We start from the raw sequence: 18,952 nt of genomic DNA on the forward strand, positions 1-18,952 counted from the left end.
GGTTCGACGGAGGGTGCGGGGGCGCGGCCCGTGGCATCCGCTGATCCTCTTCCAGGGCTGCATGCGTGAACTCGACGACAGCGCGGCGGAGTTGACCGCCGCGCTGTCGCGTACCTCAGCGGGTGGCGGTCGTGGTCTCGACCGTGTCGAACGTCTGCCGCGCCTTCTCCACGGCGGGCAGATGGTCGCGCGCCCACACGGCGAGCGAGGCGAAGAGCGGGGCCAGGCTCCTGCCCAGGTCGCTGATCTCGTACTCCACCCGGGGCGGCACCTCCGGGTAGTACGTGCGCACCACCAGGCCGTCCCGCTCCAACTGGCGCAGCCGTTGCGTGAGCACCTTGGGCGTGATGTTGCCGATGTTGCGTTGCAGCTCGACGAAGCGCTGGACGCCGTACTCGTTCAGCGTCCACAGGATCGGTGTCGTCCAGCGGCTGAAGACGATGTCCACGACCGGGGCGATCGGACAGGCCTGCTCCGCACGGCTCTCCAGCACAGCAGTCACCTTTCGGGAAGTCACTTTCCTCTAGGTACTTACTATATCTGTGCTGGTAGCTTCCGGGAATCCGTCGGCGCCCGCGTAGGGCCGTCCGCCGACATAACTTCCTTTGAATCAGGAGCAGTTCATGATTGTTGTCACCGGAGCGACCGGCAACATCGGCCGTCCGTTGGTCGCCGCCCTCGTCGAGGCGGGGGAGGAGGTCGTGGCGGTCTCGCGCAACGCGGAGCCCGCCGGTCTTCCCGACGGTGTCCGCGTGGCCCGGGCCGACCTCGGGGACTTCGCCGGCCTCAAGCCGGTCCTCGAAGGAGCCGACGCCTTCTTCATCCTGCTGGCCGGTGAGCTCAACGGTCCCGGTGAGGCGGCGACGAACCTCCTGGACATCGCCAAGGCCGCCGGCGTCAAGCGCGTCGTCCTCGTCTCCTCGCAGCTCGCCGGCACGCGCTCGGACACCGTCTCGCACCACCGGCTGCGTGAGTTCGAGGCCGCCGTCCGCGGCTCGGGCCTCGACCACACGATCCTGCGCCCGGCCGGTTTCGCCTCCAACGCCTACGCGTGGGCCGAGTCGGTGCGCACGAACCGTACGGTCTTCTCGCCCTTCGGCGACGTGGCGCTGCCCGTCGTCGACCCGGCGGACATCGCCGAGGTCGCGGCGGTCGCGTTGCGCGAGGACGGTCACGCCGGGCAGACGTACGTGCTGACCGGCCCCGAGGCTGTCGGACCGAGGCGCCAGACCGAGATGCTCTCCGAGGTGCTGGGCGAGGACGTGACCTTCGTGGAACTGTCCCGCGAGGACGCGCACGCCGTCATGGCGCGGTTCATGCCGGAAGAGGTCGTCGGCGGCACGCTCGACGTCCTGGGTACCCCGCTCCCGGTCGAGCAGCGGGTCAGCCCGGACGTGGAGAAGGTCCTCGGACGCCCGGCCCGCCCCTTCGGCGAGTGGGTCGCCTGCAACCTGCCCGCCTTCAAGTAGAGCTGCTTCGGGGTCCGGCATGAGGCAGGGTGCGGATACGTGGAGCGCAGGACCTCGGCCGGGCGGCCGGACCCCGGACATCCATCCTGATCAACGCCCCGTGCCCGGGCCTCGCATGGCCAGAGCCGTCGCGGCCGCCGCGAGCGGTACCGTGAAGCCCGTCGTCGGGGACATGTGGTCCGCCGTCCAGCCGCCCGCCGCCGAACCGCACGCGATCCCCAGCAGCAGGCCCGTCACCGCCAGGCTCATGCCCTCGTTCAACCGGCCCTCGGGTGTGCGGTGTTGGAGCAGGGTCATCGCGGTGACCATCGTCGGGGCCGTCGCCATGCCGGCCAGCAGCAGGGCCGCCGCCAGCGCGGGCAGCGAACCGAGCGTGGTGGCCGCCAGCAGCGGCAGAGCCATCAGGGCCGTCATCGCCAACAGGCACCACCGCAGGCGGTGTTCGGGTGCGGTCGCCGGTCTCAGCCTGCCGTAGAGCAGACCCGCCGCGCACGAACCGGCCGCCTGGAGCGCCAACACCGCACCGCCCGCCGCCCGGTGGCCCGCCGCGTTCGCGTACGCGAGCGTGACGACCTCCAGTGAGCCGAACACCGCGCCGGTCGCCACGAATCCGGCGAGGAGGGGCGGGATGCCGGGCACGCGCAGAGGTGGCCCACTCTTCGGAGCCGGGCTCGGCGGCGGTTCCGTCGACCGCTGGGCCGCGAAGACCAGGATCCCGGTCAGCAGCAGCACCGCCCCGGCCAGCGTGCCCGCCTCCGGGAAGAACGTTCCGCACAGGAAGCCCGCCAGCGCCGGGCCCAGCATGAAGCACAGCTCGTCGGCCGCCTGCTCGAAGGAGTTCGCGGTATGCAGCGCCTCGGTGTCGCCGTCGAGCAGATGGGCCCAGCGGGCCCGGGACATACCGCCGGTGTTGGGGGTCGACGCGGTGGCCGCGTACGCGGCGAACAGGGTCCAGTCGGGGGCGCCGTAGCGCACGCAGAGGAGCAGGGCCAGCGAGCCCAGGACGGCAACCACCGTCGCCGGTACGGCTGTTCGGGCCTGACCGTGACGGTCGGTCAGGCGCGCCAGCCACGGGCCGGTGAGCGCGGTCGCCGCGAGGCCGGTCGCGGTGACCGCGCCGGCGAGGGCGTACGACCCCCGCGAACCGGCGATCATCACGACCGCGCTCACGCTGAACATGCCCGCGGGGAGCCGGGCGAGAAGGTTCCCGGCGGTGAAGGCGCGGGTGCCGGGGAGGGCGAAGAGGCGACGATAGCCGGTGAGTTGGGGCATGCCCCCACCGTCACCCGGGGACGATCAAGGGGTCCAACACCTGCTCAGCGCCGATTCACGCACCCTCGTTGTAAGTTCACCGGATGTCCGCACCTCTCCAGCTCCACCTTGACCCTCGTCTCCTGCGCGCTTTCGTCCTCGTCGCCGAAGAGCTCCACTTCACCCGCGCCGCCGCCCGCCTGTATGTCGCCCAGCAGGCGCTCAGCCGTGATGTGCGGCGCCTGGAGCGGGAGTTGGGGGCCGAGTTGTTCGTGCGGACCACCCGGCAGGTGACGCTGACGCCGGACGGTGAGCGGCTGGTGCCGTACGCCCGGCGGGTGCTCGCCGCGCAGGACGAGCTGCTCGCCGCGTTCCGGCAGGCCCGGCCCCTCCTCGTGGACCTCAACTCGCCGGGCCTGCGCACCGGACGCCGGGTACTGCACCGGGCGCGCGAACTCGCCCCGGAACAGGAGCTGATGGCCCGCTACGAGAGTGGACTGACCTGGGCCGCGGGGGAGTTGCTTGCGGGACGGCTCGACGTGTCGTTCGGTCGGTTCGCCGGACTCGATCCGGTGCTGCGGGCCGGGCTCGACCACCACCTCGTGCGCTACGAACCGATGGCGGTCGTGCTGCCCGAGGACCACCGGCTGGCGTCGCTCGCGGAGGTGCCGGTGGACGCGCTGGCGGGGGAGTCCGTGTACGCGGGGGCGGGGAATCCGCGTACTCCGGAGTGGACGGATCTCGCGCGTCGGCTGTTCGCGGGGCGGGGCATCGAGGTCGCGGCGCCCGCACCCATGGCCGTAGGCGAAGAGGAGTTCGAGCGGGTCATGGCGAAGACGCGGAACCCGATCCTCGCCGTGGTGGATTTTCCGGCCATGCCTCGGACGGTGTTGCGGCCCCTGGTGGATCCGGTGCCGTTGTCCCCCGTGTCGCTCGTGTGGCGAAAGGGGCTGGTGCACACCGGATTCGATGCGCTTCGACGGGCTGCGGTGGAGATCGCCACCGCCGAGGGATGGCTCCACAGGCCTGTCGATGGATGGATTCCAGCCATCGACGTGGACATGCTAAAGGAGTAAAAATGGCGCATCCCACCACATGTGAGTACCCGCTGCGCTACCTTCAGGGCCTGAGCGCAGTGTGGTAAGGGGGCGCGTGGACCGGGTGGGGGCCCGGTTCGACGGCGTGTGCTCAGGGTCGTCCGCGCGCCCGGAACAGTCCTGTGGGGGGATGTGCGTGCGCATGGAAAAGTGGCGGGAAGACGCCCAACCGGAATGGCCCCAAGCCGCATCCGCGACCAGAGAAGTACCGGTCGTAGGCGGAGAGGCGCAGGCGTTCTCGGAACCCGGAGCGAACGTCGCGACCGGTGGATCGGAGATCTTGGAGGGCGGTCGTCACGACCGCATACGAACAGAACCGTCCGGTCCGTCCGGCGCCCTGGCTGACCCCTGGGGCGCGCCCGCGGGGACGGACCCCGACGAGGTGACCGTCCAACTCGACGGTGCTGCCGAGGAGTTGGACGATCCGGGGAAGAAGGGTGACGGCTCCGACGGGCCCGTCTTCGTCGACGAGTCCGGCCGCCGGAGCCGTAGGTACCGCCGGATCGGCATGGCCGTCGGCATCGCCTGCGCGGTCTACGCCGTCGTCATCGTGATCACACTGCTGTCCGGCAGTTCCGACGCGCCCTGGCTCCTGGTGCCGGGCCAGCGGCACGAACCGCCCGCGGGCAAGGTCGACACCTCGCCGCTGCCGGCCGAGTCGGGGCGGCCGTCCGGTGCCGCTGACAGCGTGGCGCCGGGGAACATCCCGACGGCGAGCGACGGTACGACGCCGTCTCCCGGCGCGAGCGCGAGCGCGCACGGAGCGTCCAAGGGCCCCGGGAAGGCGAGCGCGTCCGCGTCCGCCAAGCCGTCCGCGAGCAAGAGCGTCGCGGCGCCGACCGGGGGAAGCGCGAGCAATCCGGTCGTACAGCCTTCGCAGCCGCAGGTCACGCCGTCGTCCGACCCGACGCCGACGAGCAGCACAAGCGCGCCGGCCGCGCCGACGCCGAGTCCGAGCGTGACCGCCGGCACCGGCACGGTGGCCGATGCGCCGAGCAGCCCGTCGCCGGTGGCGCAGGGTCCGGCCGCGTCCTCCGAACCGGCGCCGGCACCGTCCACGACCCCGGAGCACATCGTCTGATGGCATCGCACACCCGCCGCCCCAAGGCCACGCACCCGGCCCCGGGCGGCCGTCACGGCGCCTCGTCCGGCGCCCCCGCGGGGGCCCGGCGGCGCCGGCTCTCCATGCGGTTCCTGCTGCCGATGCTGCTCCTCGTCGCCATGCTGGCGATGCTGATGCTGCGCGGCTATGTGCACAGCGAGATCCTCGCCGACCACCGCATCCGCCCCGAGGCCGCTACGGACAAGGTGCCGGAGAAGATCCTCGACGGCGGCCCGGTCATCGACACCCGCGGCGGCCGTGCCACCAGCCTGGACGTGCCGGACCACCGCATCGTCCTGACCTTCGACGACGGCCCCGACCCGACCTGGACGCCCAAGGTCCTGGACGTGCTCAAGAAGCACCACGCGCACGCCGTCTTCTTCGTCACCGGCACCATGACCTCGCGCTACCCGGACCTGGTCAGACGCATCGTGGCGGAGGGCAACGAGGTCGGCCTGCACACCTTCAGCCACCCCGACCTCTCCTTCCAGTCCAAGAAGCGCATCGACTGGGAGCTGTCGCAGAACCAGTTGGCGATCAGCGGCGCGGCCGGCATCCGGACCTCGCTGTTCCGGCCGCCGTACTCGTCCTCCGCCGACGCGATGGACAACCTGTCGTGGCCGGTGACCCAGTACATCGGCACCCGCGGCTACATCACCGTCGTCAACGACACGGACAGCGAGGACTGGCAGAAGCCCGGCGTCGCGAAGATCATCAGCAACGCCACCCCGCACGGCGGCAAGGGCGCGATCGTCCTGATGCACGACTCCGGCGGCGACCGCCACCAGACCGTGCAGGCGCTCGACAGGTTCCTGCCTCGGATGCAGGCCAAGGGCTACGCCTTCGACAACCTCACCCAGGCGCTCGGCGCGCGCGGCGCGCTCACCCCGGTCACCGGCGTCGACCTGTGGAAGGGCAAGGCGTGGATCTTCCTGGTCCAGGCCTCGGACAGCATCACCGACGTGCTGGTGGTCGGCCTGGCGATCACCGGTTCCCTGGTCATCGCCCGCTTCCTGCTGATGCTCCTGCTCTCCGCGATCCACGCCCGCCGGGTGCGCCGCAGGGACTTCGCCTGGGGGCCACCGGTCACCGAACCGGTCACGGTCCTCGTGCCGGCGTACAACGAGGCCAAGTGCATTGAGAACACGGTCCGTTCACTGATGGCCAGCGAGCATCCCATCGAGGTGATCGTCGTCGACGACGGCTCGGCGGACGGTACGGCGAGGATCGTCGAGGCGATGGCCCTGCCCGGCGTCCGGGTCGTCCGCCAGCTCAACGCGGGAAAGCCGGCCGCCCTCAACAGGGGCCTGGCGAACGCCAGTTATGACCTCATCGTCATGATGGACGGCGACACGGTCTTCGAACCGGCCACCGTCCGCGAGCTGGTCCAGCCCTTCGGCGACCCGCGCGTCGGCGCCGTCGCGGGCAACGCCAAGGTGGGCAACCGAGATTCACTGATCGGCGCCTGGCAGCACATCGAGTACGTGATGGGCTTCAACCTCGACCGCAGGATGTACGACGTCCTGCGCTGCATGCCGACGATCCCGGGCGCCGTGGGGGCCTTCCGGAGAAGCGCGCTGGAGCGGGTCGGCGGCATGAGCGACGACACCCTCGCCGAGGACACCGACATCACGATGGCGATGCACCGCGACGGCTGGCGCGTCGTCTACGCCGAGAAGGCCCGCGCCTGGACCGAGGCACCGGAGACGGTCCAGCAGCTCTGGTCCCAGCGCTACCGCTGGTCCTACGGCACCATGCAGGCGATCTGGAAACACCGGGGCGCCCTGCTGGAGAGCGGACCGTCCGGCCGCTTCGGCCGGATCGGCCTCCCGCTGGTGGCCCTGTTCATGGTCGTCGCCCCGATCCTCGCCCCGCTGATCGACGTCTTCCTCCTCTACGGCCTGGTGTTCGGCCCCACCGGGAAGACGTTCCTCGCCTGGCTGGGCGTCCTCGCGATCCAGGCGTTCTGCGCGGCCTACGCCTTCCGTCTGGACCGCGAACGCATGACCCACCTCGTCTCGCTGCCCCTCCAGCAGATCCTCTACCGCCAGCTCATGTACGTCGTCCTGCTCCAGTCCTGGATCACCGCCCTCACCGGCGGCCGCCTGCGCTGGCAGAAACTGCGGCGCACCGGAGTCGTGGAGGCACCCGGCGGCCCGGTACCGACCCAGCGCAGCGGCAGTGATCGGAGGCCTGTGGCATGACGACACACGAATACCCGACCGGGACGGAAGCCCCGGCCACCGCTCCCGCTCCCGCACCGAAATCCTCGGGCTCGGGCCGGGACCGCTATCTCGACCTCCTCCGCTCGATCGCCCTCGTCCGGGTCGTCGTCTACCACCTCTTCGGCTGGGCCTGGCTGTCGGTGCTGTTCCCGTCGATGGGCGTGATGTTCGCGCTGGCGGGTTCGCTGATGGCCCGCTCGCTGAACCGTCCCGCGCTGGGTGTGATCAGGGGCCGGCTGCGCCGACTCCTGCCGCCCCTCTGGGCGTTCGGCGCGGTGGTGCTGGTGATGATGTTCGCGAGCGGCTGGCATCCCCTCAAGGACCCTGACCTGGGCGGCACTTGGTGGGGCGCGGCGAAACTGTTCGACTACGTCGTGCCGTTCGGCGCACCGCCGTATCCCGAGCATCTGGGGTCGGAGTCGGGCCTGTTGGAGAGCACCTGGGCGGACCAGGCGGCGGGCCCGCTCTGGTACCTGCGGGCGTACCTGTGGTTCGTGATCGCGTCCCCGCTCCTGCTGTGGGCGTTCCGCAGGGTCCCGTGGGCGACCCTGCTCGCCCCCTTGGCGCTGACGGCGGTCGTGGGCACAGGTCTGGTGAAGATCCCCGGCGAGACGGGCAACGCGGTCTCGGACTTCGCGGTGTACGGCGGCTGTTGGGTCCTGGGCTTCGCCCACCAGGAGGGCGTGCTGAAGAAGGTCCCGCGCTATCTCGCGGTCTCCGGCGCGACCCTGATCATGGGCTTCGGCCTCTGGTGGGCGTCGGGTCATCTGGGCCCGGACGGCTGGGACTTGAACGACATCCCGCTCGCCCAGGCGACCTGGTCCTTCGGGATCGTGGTGATCCTGCTCCAATACGCGCCGTCCTGGCAGGAGTTGCCGGGCAGACTGGCGAAGTGGGACCGGCTGGTGACGCTCTCCAACAACCGCGCGGTCACGATCTACCTCTGGCACAACCTCCTGATCATGGCCTCGGTCCCGATCATCGACCAGTTGTACAACCTCCCCTTCCTGGAGAGCGACGCGGCGACCTCGCTTCTCGACAAGGCGGACACGTTCCTGATGTTCGTCATCATCTGGCCCCTCATCGCGCTGGCGATCCTCGCCTTCGGCTGGATCGAGGACATCGCGGCGAAGCGGAAGCCGCGGCTGTGGCCGGACGGGGCGAGGCAGCGGCGGCGGAGCAGGGCCTGAGGTCCCGCGGATGGCTGAATACGGCCGCTCGGCGATGCCGGGCGGCCGTTCGTCGCGCGGGCGGGACCGTTCACGGATGCCGTCCGTGCGCAGGGCGTCGCCGGGTGTAGATGGTGCCTACAATGGATCTGCATCCATGTGATCCACATCACAGGAGGAGGCGCAGATGAGCACTCCAACCACCACCCCCGACACCATCGCGGACCCCGGCCCGCTCGGCCTCGCCGCCTTCGCCGCGACGACCTTCGTCCTCAGCACCTTCAACGCCGACCTCATCACCGACAAGACCCTGGTCGCCGTGGTCCTGCCGCTCGCCCTCTTCTACGGCGGACTGGCCCAACTCCTCGCGGGCATGTGGGAGTTCCGCAAGGGCAACACCTTCGGCGCCACCGCGTTCGCCTCCTACGGCGCCTTCTGGCTGTCGTACGCCGCCTACGCGAAGTTCGTCGCGGGCGACCTGCCGCCGGCCACCGCGCATCAGGCGACCGGACTGTTCCTGCTGGTCTGGGCGATCTTCACGGTCTACATGACCGTCGCCGCGCTCCGCACCACCGGAGCGATCCTCTCCGTGTTCGTCACCCTGTCGGCGACGTTCATCGTCCTGTGCATCGGTGACTTCGCACAGTCCCCGGACACCACCAAGGCCGGCGGCTGGATCGGCCTGGTCACCGCGGTGTGCGCCTGGTACGCGTCGTTCGCCGGGGTCACCAACTCCACCTACCACCGCGCCGTCGTGCCGGTCTTCCCGAACGTCGGCGAACGCCTGCGTCCGCACCGCGCCCACCACGGAGGCCCGATCGCCGGGGCCCACGCATGACCGACACCGGAGGCGAGACACTCTCCAACCTGCTGCGGGAGGAGCGGCGGTTCCCGCCGCCACCCGAGCTGGCCGCCACGGCGAACGCCACCGCGGCGGACTACGAACGGGCCGACGCCGACCGCCTCGCCTTCTGGACCGCGGCGGCCGACAAGCTGGACTGGGCACAGCCCTGGGACGAGACGCTGGACTGGAGCCGCGCCCCGTTCGCCCGCTGGTACACGGGAGGCCGCCTCAACGCGGCGTACAACTGTCTGGACCGGCATGTGGCCGCCGGTCACGGTGACCGGGTCGCCTTCCACTGGGAGGGCGAACCCGGCGACACCCGCACGATCACCTACGCCGACCTCACGGCCGAGGTCTGCCGGGCGGCCAACGCCCTGCTCTCCCTCGGTGTGCGGGCCGGCGACCGGGTGGCGATCTACATGCCGATGATCCCGGAGACCGTGGTGGCGATGCTGGCCTGCGCCCGCATCGGCGCCCCGCACACCGTGGTCTTCGGCGGCTTCTCCGCCGAGGCGCTGCGCGGCCGGATCCTCGACTGCGACGCGCATGTGGTGATCACCGCGGACGGCGGCTACCGCAAGGGCGCCGCCGCCGCGCTGAAACCCGCCGTGGACGAGGCGGTGCGCGAGTGCCCCGACGTCCGCACCGTGCTCGTGGTCCGCCGCACCGGCCAGGACGTCGACTGGACCGACGGCCGGGACGTGTGGTGGCACGACCTGGTCGACGGACAGCCGGCCGAGCACGAACCGGAGGCCTTCGACAGCGAACACCCGCTGTACATCATGTACACCTCCGGCACCACGGCCCGCCCGAAGGGCATCCTGCACACCACCGGCGGCTACCTCACCCAGGTGGCCTGGACCCACTGGGCGGTCTTCGACGTCAAACCGGAGCGGGACGTCTACTGGACGGCGGCGGACATCGGCTGGGTCACCGGCCACTCGTACATCGTCTACGGCCCCCTCGCCAACGGCGTGACGTCCGTCCTGTACGAGGGCACCCCGGACACCCCGCACCAGGGCCGCTGGTGGGAGATCGTCGAGAAGTACGGCGTGACGATCCTCTACTGCGCCCCGACCGCGATCCGCACCTTCATGAAGTGGGGCGGCGAGATCCCGTCCAACTTCGACTTGTCATCCCTCCGCCTCCTCGGCTCGGTCGGCGAACCGATCAACCCCGAGGCGTGGATCTGGTACCGCAAGCACATCGGCTCCGACCACTGTCCGGTCGTCGACACCTGGTGGCAGACGGAGACGGGCGCCCAGCTCATCAGCCCGCTGCCGGGCGTGAGCATCTGCAAGCCCGGCTCGGCACTGCGCCCGCTGCCCGGCATCGCGGCGGACGTCGTCGACGACACGGGCAAGCCGGTACCGAACGGCTCCGGCGGCTACCTCGTGCTCACCGAGCCGTGGCCCGCGATGCTGCGCACCATCTGGGGCGACGAGCAGCGGTACGTCGACACGTACTGGTCCCGCTTCCCCGGGGTGTACTTCGCCGGGGACGGCGCCAAGAAGGACGAGGACGGAGACATCTGGCTGCTCGGCCGGGTCGACGACGTCATGAACGTCTCCGGCCACCGCATCTCCACCACGGAGGTCGAGTCGGCCCTCGTCTCCCACCCCCTGGTCGCCGAAGCGGCCGTCGTCGGCGCCACCGACCCGACGACCGGCCAGGGCGTCGTCGCCTTCGTCATCCTGCGCGGCGACGCCGGACAGCCCCAACCGGACGAGATCTCCACGGAGTTGCGTACCCACGTCGCCAAGGAGATCGGCCCGATCGCCCGCCCCCGCCAGATCATGGTCGTGGCCGAACTCCCCAAGACCCGCTCCGGCAAGATCATGCGCCGCCTGCTGCGGGACGTGGCCGAACACCGCACCCTCGGCGATGTGACGACGCTGACGGACTCGTCGGTGATGGACGAGATCAGGGAGCGGTTGCCCGCGGCGGCGGGGGAGGAGGAGGCGTAGACACCGGCGTGCGTCGGTCCCTGCCGGAGCGAGTTCCGGCGGGGACCGCACCGGCATCGGCTCACTCGTCGGAGTACTTCGCGTCCGCCGCCGGGTCCAGCGCCAGCCGGTACCCCCGTTTCACCACTGTCTGGATCAGCTTCGGCGCTCCAAGTGCCGTGCGCAGGCGGGCCATTGCCGTCTCTACGGCGTGCTCGTCGCGGCCGGCGCCGGGAAGCGCGCGCAGGAGTTCCGCGCGGGCGACGACCCAGCCGGGGCGGCGGGACAGGGCGCGGAGCAGGGACATGCCGGCCGGCGGGACGGGACGTAGCGTGCCGTCGACGAGGACCGCGTGGCCGCGGATCTCCACCCGGTGGCCGGCGATGGGCAGGGTGCGGGCGCGGGCGGGGAGTTCCTGGCAGAGGAGCTGGACCAGCGGGCCGAGGCGGAAGCGCTCGGGCTGGACCGTGGTGATGCCGTGGTTCTGGAGCGGGAGCGCGGTGACCGGGCCGACGCAGGCCGGGAGGATGTCGTGCTCCAGGGCGGCGAGGAGTTCGGGGAGCAGGCCGCGGGTCTCGGCGCGGGAGAGCAGCGAGGCGGCGGCCGGCGCGCTGGTGAAGGTCAGCGCGTCCAGGCCGCGCGAGACGGCGGCGTCCAGGAGCCGGTCCAGCGGGGCGATGTCCTCCGGCGGCATCCACCGGTAGACGGGGACCCCGACGACCTCCGCTCCGCCCGCCCGCAGCGACTCCACGAACCCGGGCAGCGGTTCGCCGTGCAGTTGGATGGCGACCCGGCGGCCCTCGACGCCCTCTTCCAGGAGCCGGTCGAGCACCTCGGCCATGGACTCGGACGACGGCGACCACTCCTCGGTGAGCCCCGCGGCCCGTACCGCCCCTTTCACCTTGGGTCCGCGGGCGAGGATTTCGACCCCGCGCAGCCGGTCGAGGAGTGCCTCCCCGAGCCCCCACCCGTCGGCGGCCTCGACCCAGCCCCGGAAGCCGATCGCGGTGGTGGCCACCACGACGTCGGGCGCCTGGTCGATCAACTCCTTGGTGGCGGCGAGCAGTTCACTGTCGTCGGCGAGGGGCACGATGCGCAGCGCGGGCGCGTGCACGACCGCCGCGCCGCGCCGCTGGAGCAGTGCCCCCAGCTCGTCGGCGCGACGCGCGGCGGTGACACCCACGGTGAAGCCGGAGAGCGGCCCGTGCTGCCCGCTGTCCGGTGTCTGCTGTTGCTCGTACATGGCTCTCGTCCCGAACGTCGTCGTACATGCAGTGGTGCGGCCCCTACATGTGGTCCCTACATGCCGAACGAGCCTGTCAACGGTGCGTGACAGGCTCGGTTCGACTTTATGTCGACGGTGTTACGTCACACCTCGGCATAGCTGAGCTGCGGCTTCGCCTCGGATGCGGAGGCTTTGGCCTGCGCCTGGGCGGTCGGGCGGCGAAGGTATACGGCCCAGGTGACCCCGAAGCAGAGGGCGTAGTAGGCGAGGAAGGCGACGAACGCGCCGGTGCCGGAGCCGTAGGAGAGGAAGGACTGCCGGAAGGCGAGGTTGATGCCGACGCCGCCGAGGGCGCCGACCGCGCCGATGAGGCCCATGGAGGCACCGGAGAGCCGGCGCCCGTGCTTGACCGCCTCGTCGCCCTCCAGCCCCTTGGCGAGGGCCTTGGTGTGGAAGATGCCGGGGATCATCTTGAACGTGGAGCCGTTGCCGATCCCGGTGAGCGCGAACAGGACGACGAACGCGACGACGAACAGCGGCAGCGACTTCTGCATGCTGGCGAGGACCAACACGGCGGTCGCGGCGGCCATGGCGACGTAGTTGAAGAGGGTGATCTTCGCGCCGCCGTACTTGTCGGCGAGCCAGCCGCCCACGGGGCGGATCAGCGAGCCGAGCAGCGGGCCGATGAAGGTGAGATACGTGGCCTGCAGCGGCGTACGTCCGAACTGGTTGGTGAGCACCTGCCCGAAGGCGAAGCTGTAGCCGATGAACGAGCCGAACGTGCCGACGTAGAGGACCGACATGATCCAGGTGTGGGCGTCCTTCGCGGCGTCCTTGGCGGCACCTGTGTCGTTCTTGACGTTCGCGATGTTGTCCATGAACAGCGCGGCGAGGGTGGCCGCGACGACGATCAGCGGGATGTAGATCCCGAGCAGCACGCGCGGACCGCCGCTCGCGCCGATGACCGCGAGGGCCACGAGCTGGATCGCGGCGACGCCGATGTTGCCGCCGCCCGCGTTCAGCCCGAGGGCCCAGCCCTTCTTCCGCAGCGGGAAGAAGGCGTTGATGTTGGTCATGGAGGAGGCGAAGTTGCCGCCGCCGATACCGGCCAGCAGGCCGATCCACAGGAAGGTGTCGAAGGACGTCCCCGGCTTCATCACGGCGAAGGCGGCGACGGTGGGGATGAGGAGCAGGCTCGCGGAGATGATCGTCCAGTTGCGTCCGCCGAAGATCGCGACCGCGAAGGTGTACGGCACCCGGACGACCGCGCCGACGAGCGTGACCATCGACGTCAGCAGGAACTTGTCGGCCGGGGTCAGCCCGTACTCCGGGCCCATGAAGAGCACCAGCACGGACCACAGGGTCCAGATCGAGAAGCCGATGTGTTCGGAGAGGACGGAGAAGAGGAGGTTGCGCTTGGCGACCTTCTCGCCGGTCTCCCGCCAGAAGGTCTCGTCCTCCGGATCCCAGTGCTCGATCCACTTGCTAGGGGCCGGGGCTGTCATGACGCCTCCACGGTGGTCCGGGGCTCGGGGGTGCCGTTATGGGCAAACGAGCGGTGATGAGTCCCGAAGGTAGGGAGGGCGCGTTTCCACGCTGTGGCTGTGAGTGACTGCAAGGGAACGTTGCTCTCACGAACGGAGGGGGGCGGCGGTGAGGTCCGCGCACCCGGCACGAGGGGTTCCGGCCGCGTGAGCGGGCAGGCACTGTAGAGGGAACGGATCCCACGCCCCCTCCACTCGGCAACGCACCGACCCCTGACGACCGGGGTAACCCCTAGGCGGTGACAGGAACATGGCACTGGGTACGACCATGGCCCCGTACGAGCTGCGCTTCGACGCCGGGCGGATCTGCCTGGATCTCCTCGCGACCACGCATCCCGAGGAACGGCTCGACGCGCCGGAGCCCTTGTGTGCGTGGATCGTCCGCTCCGGCCTCGTCCCGGCGGCCACCCCGCTCACGCACGTCGATGCCGCCTGGCTGGTCGGCTTCCGTGAACTGCGGGGGCAGATAAGCCAGTTGGTCCGAAGCAAGTCGTCCAACGATCTCCGGGCCCACGATCTCGCGCTCGCCCGCGTCAACGATCTGGCCCGCCCGGCGCCCCCGGCTCCCCGTGCCGTACGGGCCGAAGACGGCGCGCTGGTACGGCGGTTGGACGGTCCGCCGGGGTGCGAGGCGCTGCTCGCGGTGATCGCGCGGGACGCCGTGGAGCTGCTCACCGATCCGGTCGCGCGGGCCTCGCTGCGCGAGTGCGCGGGGGACAACTGCCCGATCGTGTACCTGGACACCTCACGAGGGCGCAGGAGGCGCTGGTGCTCCAGTGAGGTCTGCGGGAACCGCGAGAGAGTGGCCCGGCACCGTCGGCGCGCGGCCCTCGCCCGAGCCTGAGAATCCCTTATGCGGCATCTGTGGGGTGAGGGGTCGTCAATTGTCGAAGTGATTTCGACAACAGTGCGTTTCACTCCACGGCCGCCCGGGCAGCCCGCGTGATCTTGATGCTGTGGTGGAAATGTAAAGATCGTACGGTGGGAATGTGCACCCATGTCCCGCTCGTCACGTCACTAAGGAGAAAACTGTCGCCTCACGTTGAACATCCGGCACCCCGCCCGCGTACCTCTCGATGAGCGACTGACTGGGGGAACCCCCGGACACCGGAGGTGGGCGTGCGCAAGGATTCCGTCGTGGCCAATGAACACGCACCGAGGGCCCGACATCGCATGTCCCAGTCCTCGGAACCTGATGAGGAGCTGATGCGTGCCCTGTACCGAGAGCACGCCGGACCCTTGCTCGCCTATGTGCTGCGGCTCGTCGCCGGCGACCGGCAACGTGCCGAGGACGTGGTGCAGGAGACGCTCATCCGGGCCTGGAAGAACGCCGGCCAGCTCAACCGGGCGACCGGATCGGTACGACCCTGGCTGGTGACGGTCGCACGGCGCATCGTCATCGACGGTCACCGCAGCCGGCAGGCCCGGCCGCAGGAGGTGGACCCGTCGCCGCTGGAGGTCATCCCCGCGGAGGACGAGATCGACAAGGCGTTGTGGCTGATGACACTGTCGGACGCGCTGGACGACCTGACCCCGGCCCACCGGGAGGTGCTCGTCGAGACGTACTTCAAGGGGCGTACCGTCAATGAGGCGGCCGAGACGCTTGGCATCCCCAGTGGCACGGTGCGCTCAAGGGTGTTCTACGCCCTTCGATCGATGAAGCTTGCTCTGGAGGAGCGGGGGGTGACGGCATGAGCATTTACGGGGGATACGGAACGGGTAGTCCTGGTTCCATGCAGGGATCTCAGGGCTCGAACGAACACGAGACCGTCGGCGCCTACGCCCTCGGGATTCTCGACGACGCCGAAGCAACCGCTTTCGAGGCCCATCTCGCCACCTGTGAATGGTGCGCCCAGCAGCTCGACGAGCTGGCCGGGATGGAACCGATGCTGGCGGCGCTCGCGGACCTGCCGGGCTCCGGCACCCCCGCGATCGGCGAGTCCCTGTCCGCGAAGCCCAGTCCACGACTGGTGGAGCGGCTGGTCGACGATGTCGGCGACCGCCGGGCCCAGAAGCGCCGGCGCAGCTTCTACATGATCGCCGCCGCTGCCGCACTGATCATCGCGGGACCGCTGGCCGTCATCGCGGCCAACGGTGGCAACAGCTCGGGTGACACGCCGGCCGTGGCCACCGCCAAGACCACCTTCGACACTTTGTCCGACAAGGTCTCGGCGACGGACAAGAGCACCAAGGTCACCGCGACCGTGGCGATGTCCAAGAAGGACTGGGGCACCCTCGGGGTCGTGGAGCTCAAGAACGTCAAGGGCCCCCTGAAGTGCTCCCTGATCGCGGTCGGCAAGAACGGCGAGCGCGAGACGATGAGCTCCTGGTCGGTCCCGGCCTGGGGTTACGGCATCGCCAACGCCACGAAGGCCGAGGCCAAGGCCCCGCTCTACGCCCAGGGCGGAGCGGCGCTGACGCCCAACGAGATCGACCACTTCGAAGTCATGACCTTCGACGGCAAACGGCTCGTGGAAGTGGACGCGTAGCAACTGGTCGACATTGGCTCCGTGGGGTCCGGTACGCGGCAGGTCGCGTACCGGACCCCACGTCTTTGTCATGATCCACCGGGCAGGCCCCTCGCTACAGAGGCTTTCTTTCGCGTACGGTTGACGGCTGCCCAGCACGTCAGAAGGGGGCCCGGTGGCCGCACAGGCTCAACAGGAAACCGCGCTCGACACGGTGACCGACAAATCCGCCCAGGATTCGCTACGGGACCGGGAGATCAGCGTCGAACAGGCACACCTGGACCGGGTGTACCGGCGGCTTGAGGAGAAGATCCACGAGGCCGAGTTCCTCATGAACGACGCGGCCAAGCGCGGCCAGGTCGGCACCCCCGGCGCGCTCGCCGAACGGGACGCGCAGGTGTTCCGCGCCGGTGTCCACCTCAACCGGCTCAACAACGAGTTCGAGGACTTCCTCTTCGGCAGGATCGACCTCCTGCTCGGCAAGGACGGCAAGAAGGGGCCCGACGGCGCCTACACCGCCGTGGAACCGGCCGAAGGCGCCGTGCGGGAGGACCGCACCGCCGACATCGCCGAGACCCTGCACATCGGCCGCATCGGAGTCCTCGACTCCGAGTACGCGCCGCTGGTCATCGACTGGAGGGCGCCCGCGGCGGCCCCCTTCTACCGCTCGACCCCGGTCGACCCCGGCCGGGTCGTACGGCGCCGGGTCATCCGCTCCAAGGGCCGCCGGGTCCTCGGTGTCGAGGACGACCTGATGCGTCCCGAGCTGACTGCCCAGCTCGACGGCGACCGACTGGCCGTCATCGGCGACGGCGCTCTGATGGCCGCGCTCGGCCAGGCCCGCAGCCACACCATGCGCGACATCGTGGCGTCCATCCAGGCCGAGCAGGACCTGGTGATCCGCGCCCCCGCCGCCTCGGTGACCTACGTCGAGGGCGGCCCGGGGACAGGGAAGACGGCCGTCGCCCTGCACCGCGCCGCCTACCTCCTCTACCAGGACCGGCGCCGGTACGCGGGCGGCATCCTCATCGTCTCGCCCACCCCGCTGCTGGTGGCGTACACCGAGGGCGTCCTGCCGTCCCTCGGCGAGGAGGGCCAGGTCGCCATCCGGGCCATCGGCTCGCTCGTCGACGGCGTCGAGGCCACCCTGTACGACTCCCCGGCCGTGGCCCGCGCCAAGGGCTCGTACCGCATGCTCCGGGTGTTGCGGAAGGCCGCGCGCGGAGCCCTGGAGCTGAACGATTCGCCGACCCGGCTGCGGGTCGTCGCATTCGGCCGCCGGCTCGAACTGGAGGCCGCCGAGCTGGAGCGCGTCCGGCAGAACGCGCTCAGCGGCACCGCCCCCGTCAACCTGCTGCGTCCGCGAGCCCGCAAGCTCCTCCTGGACGCCCTGTGGGAGCGCTCCGGCGCGGGCAGCCGGCACACCGACCCCGAACTCGCCGCCGAACTGCGCTCGTCCTTCGACGAGGACATCGCGAGCGAGGACGACTTCATCGCGTTCCTCGACGCCTGGTGGCCCGAACTCACCCCGCGCGCCGTCCTGGAGGCGATGTCCGACGAGCGGAAGCTCGGCCGCTGGGCCCGGCGCATCCTCAACCCCGGCGAGGTCCGCCGGGTCGCCCGCGCCCTGAAGCGGGACGGTCTCTCGGTCCACGACGTGGCGATCCTCGACGAACTCCAGGCGATCCTCGGCACCCCGGCCCGCCCCCGCAAGCGGCGCGACCTGGACCCGCTGGACCACCTCACCGGCCTCGACGAGCTGATGCCCGTACGCGAGGAGACGCAGCGCGAACGCGCCGAGCGGCTCGCCCAGGAGCGCACCGAGTACGCGCACGTCATCGTGGACGAGGCCCAGGACCTCACCCCCATGCAGTGGCGCATGGTCGGCCGCCGCGGCCGGCACGCCACCTGGACGGTCGTAGGAGATCCGGCCCAGTCCTCCTGGTCCGACCCCGACGAGGCCGCCGAGGCCCGCGACGAGGCCCTCGGCTCCCGCCCCCGCCGCCGCTTCACCCTCACGGTCAACTACCGCAACCCGGCCGAGATCGCGGAGCTGGCGGCGAAGGTCCTGGCCCTGGCGATGCCCGGCTCCGAGTCCCCGTCGGCGGTCCGCTCGACCGGAGTGAAACCTCACTTCGCTGTCGTACGGAACTCGCTGTCGGAGTCGGTCCGCGCGGAGGCGGCCCGGCTGCTCGACCAGGTCGACGGCACCGTCGGCGTGGTCGTCGCCATGAACCGCCGTGAGGAGGCCCGCCGTTGGCTCACCGGCCTCGGCGAACGGGTCGTCGCCCTCGGCAGCCTGGAGGCCAAGGGCCTGGAGTACGACGCGACGATCGTCGTCTCCCCGGCCGAGATCGCCGACGAGTCGCCCGCCGGACTGCGGGTGCTCTACGTCGCCCTCACCCGCGCGACCCAGCAGCTCACGGTCGTCTCCGCCGAGCGCGACGAGCCGGACGCGAACGGGGTGCCGGACCTTCTGCGGGACTGATGCTGTGAACCTGCGGGATGGGAATGGTCTTACGGGATCCGTTTGTTAGCCTGGATGTGACACCGGCCCGATCCAAGCCCCCGGGCCCAACCTTCGTCGCTACGAGCGACCACTTGCCGCGAGG

At 70.5% G+C, this 18,952-nt stretch carries 15 protein-coding genes; 11 read left to right on the top strand and 4 right to left on the bottom strand.

Translation table 11 applies throughout. The features are described 5' to 3' along the window. Positions 1-115: 115 nt before the first annotated feature. The gene (locus ABZT04_RS28925) at positions 116-493 is read right to left on the bottom strand and encodes a helix-turn-helix domain-containing protein (RefSeq protein WP_356059910.1); all 378 of its coding nucleotides are present in this window, start codon (positions 491-493) and stop codon (positions 116-118) included. A gap of 130 nt (positions 494-623) precedes the next feature. Between ABZT04_RS28925 and ABZT04_RS28930 the strand changes: the two genes are divergently transcribed. Continuing rightward, a complete protein-coding gene (locus ABZT04_RS28930) occupies positions 624-1,469 on the top strand; it encodes an NAD(P)H-binding protein (protein WP_356059911.1) in 846 nt (281 codons plus the stop codon). Positions 1,470-1,559: 90 nt separating this feature from the next. On the opposite strand, the gene ABZT04_RS28935 is transcribed toward ABZT04_RS28930, so the two are convergent. Beyond that, complete coding sequence (locus ABZT04_RS28935; protein WP_356059912.1) at positions 1,560-2,741, bottom strand: MFS transporter; 1,182 nt, start codon at positions 2,739-2,741, stop codon at positions 1,560-1,562. An 83-nt stretch (positions 2,742-2,824) separates the two neighbouring features. Between ABZT04_RS28935 and ABZT04_RS28940 the strand changes: the two genes are divergently transcribed. From ABZT04_RS28940 to acs, 6 genes are all read left to right on the top strand, one after another. Beyond that, the gene (locus ABZT04_RS28940; RefSeq protein ID WP_356059913.1) at positions 2,825-3,796 is read left to right on the top strand and encodes a LysR family transcriptional regulator; all 972 of its coding nucleotides are present in this window, start codon (positions 2,825-2,827) and stop codon (positions 3,794-3,796) included. Positions 3,797-4,097: 301 nt separating this feature from the next. Then, entirely contained in the window at positions 4,098-4,898 is an 801-nt protein-coding gene (locus ABZT04_RS28945) for a hypothetical protein (RefSeq protein WP_356059914.1), read from the top strand. Between the two features lie 104 nt (positions 4,899-5,002). Next, on the top strand, positions 5,003-7,123 hold the full coding sequence (locus ABZT04_RS28950; protein WP_356059957.1) for a bifunctional polysaccharide deacetylase/glycosyltransferase family 2 protein: 2,121 nt from the start codon (positions 5,003-5,005) through the stop codon (positions 7,121-7,123). Continuing rightward, entirely contained in the window at positions 7,120-8,334 is a 1,215-nt protein-coding gene (locus ABZT04_RS28955) for an acyltransferase (protein WP_356059915.1), read from the top strand. The genes ABZT04_RS28950 and ABZT04_RS28955 overlap by 4 nt, the downstream gene beginning before the upstream one ends. A gap of 166 nt (positions 8,335-8,500) precedes the next feature. Further along, positions 8,501-9,151, top strand: a complete 651-nt coding sequence (locus tag ABZT04_RS28960) for an acetate uptake transporter (protein ID WP_356059916.1) — start codon at positions 8,501-8,503, stop codon at positions 9,149-9,151. Next, complete coding sequence (acs, locus tag ABZT04_RS28965) at positions 9,148-11,124, top strand: acetate--CoA ligase (RefSeq protein ID WP_356059917.1); 1,977 nt, start codon at positions 9,148-9,150, stop codon at positions 11,122-11,124. The genes ABZT04_RS28960 and acs overlap by 4 nt, the downstream gene beginning before the upstream one ends. A 61-nt stretch (positions 11,125-11,185) precedes the next feature. Here acs and ABZT04_RS28970 read toward each other — a convergent pair whose 3' ends face one another. Both ABZT04_RS28970 and ABZT04_RS28975 read right to left on the bottom strand, forming a co-directional pair. Beyond that, positions 11,186-12,346, bottom strand: coding sequence for a uroporphyrinogen-III synthase (locus tag ABZT04_RS28970; RefSeq protein ID WP_356059918.1), 1,161 nt, complete (start codon positions 12,344-12,346; stop codon positions 11,186-11,188). A gap of 125 nt (positions 12,347-12,471) precedes the next feature. Next, entirely contained in the window at positions 12,472-13,833 is a 1,362-nt protein-coding gene (locus tag ABZT04_RS28975; RefSeq protein ID WP_356059919.1) for a nitrate/nitrite transporter, read from the bottom strand. A 289-nt stretch (positions 13,834-14,122) separates the two neighbouring features. Here ABZT04_RS28975 and ABZT04_RS28980 point away from each other — a divergent pair, with 289 nt between their 5' ends. From ABZT04_RS28980 to ABZT04_RS28995, 4 genes are all read left to right on the top strand, one after another. Beyond that, positions 14,123-14,716, top strand: a complete 594-nt coding sequence (locus tag ABZT04_RS28980) for an ABATE domain-containing protein (protein ID WP_356059920.1) — start codon at positions 14,123-14,125, stop codon at positions 14,714-14,716. Positions 14,717-15,045: 329 nt separating this feature from the next. Then, positions 15,046-15,567 (top strand): sigma-70 family RNA polymerase sigma factor, encoded by a 522-nt coding sequence (locus ABZT04_RS28985; protein ID WP_019056398.1) that lies wholly within the window; start codon positions 15,046-15,048, stop codon positions 15,565-15,567. Between the two features lie 38 nt (positions 15,568-15,605). Next, a complete protein-coding gene (locus ABZT04_RS28990) occupies positions 15,606-16,361 on the top strand; it encodes a zf-HC2 domain-containing protein (protein WP_356059921.1) in 756 nt (251 codons plus the stop codon). A gap of 154 nt (positions 16,362-16,515) precedes the next feature. Further along, entirely contained in the window at positions 16,516-18,828 is a 2,313-nt protein-coding gene (locus tag ABZT04_RS28995; RefSeq protein WP_356059922.1) for a UvrD-helicase domain-containing protein, read from the top strand. The last annotated feature ends 124 nt before the right edge of the window (positions 18,829-18,952 follow it).

This window comes from Streptomyces sp. NPDC005492 (assembly GCF_040605995.1).
Taxonomy (GTDB): Bacteria; Actinomycetota; Actinomycetes; order Streptomycetales; family Streptomycetaceae; genus Streptomyces.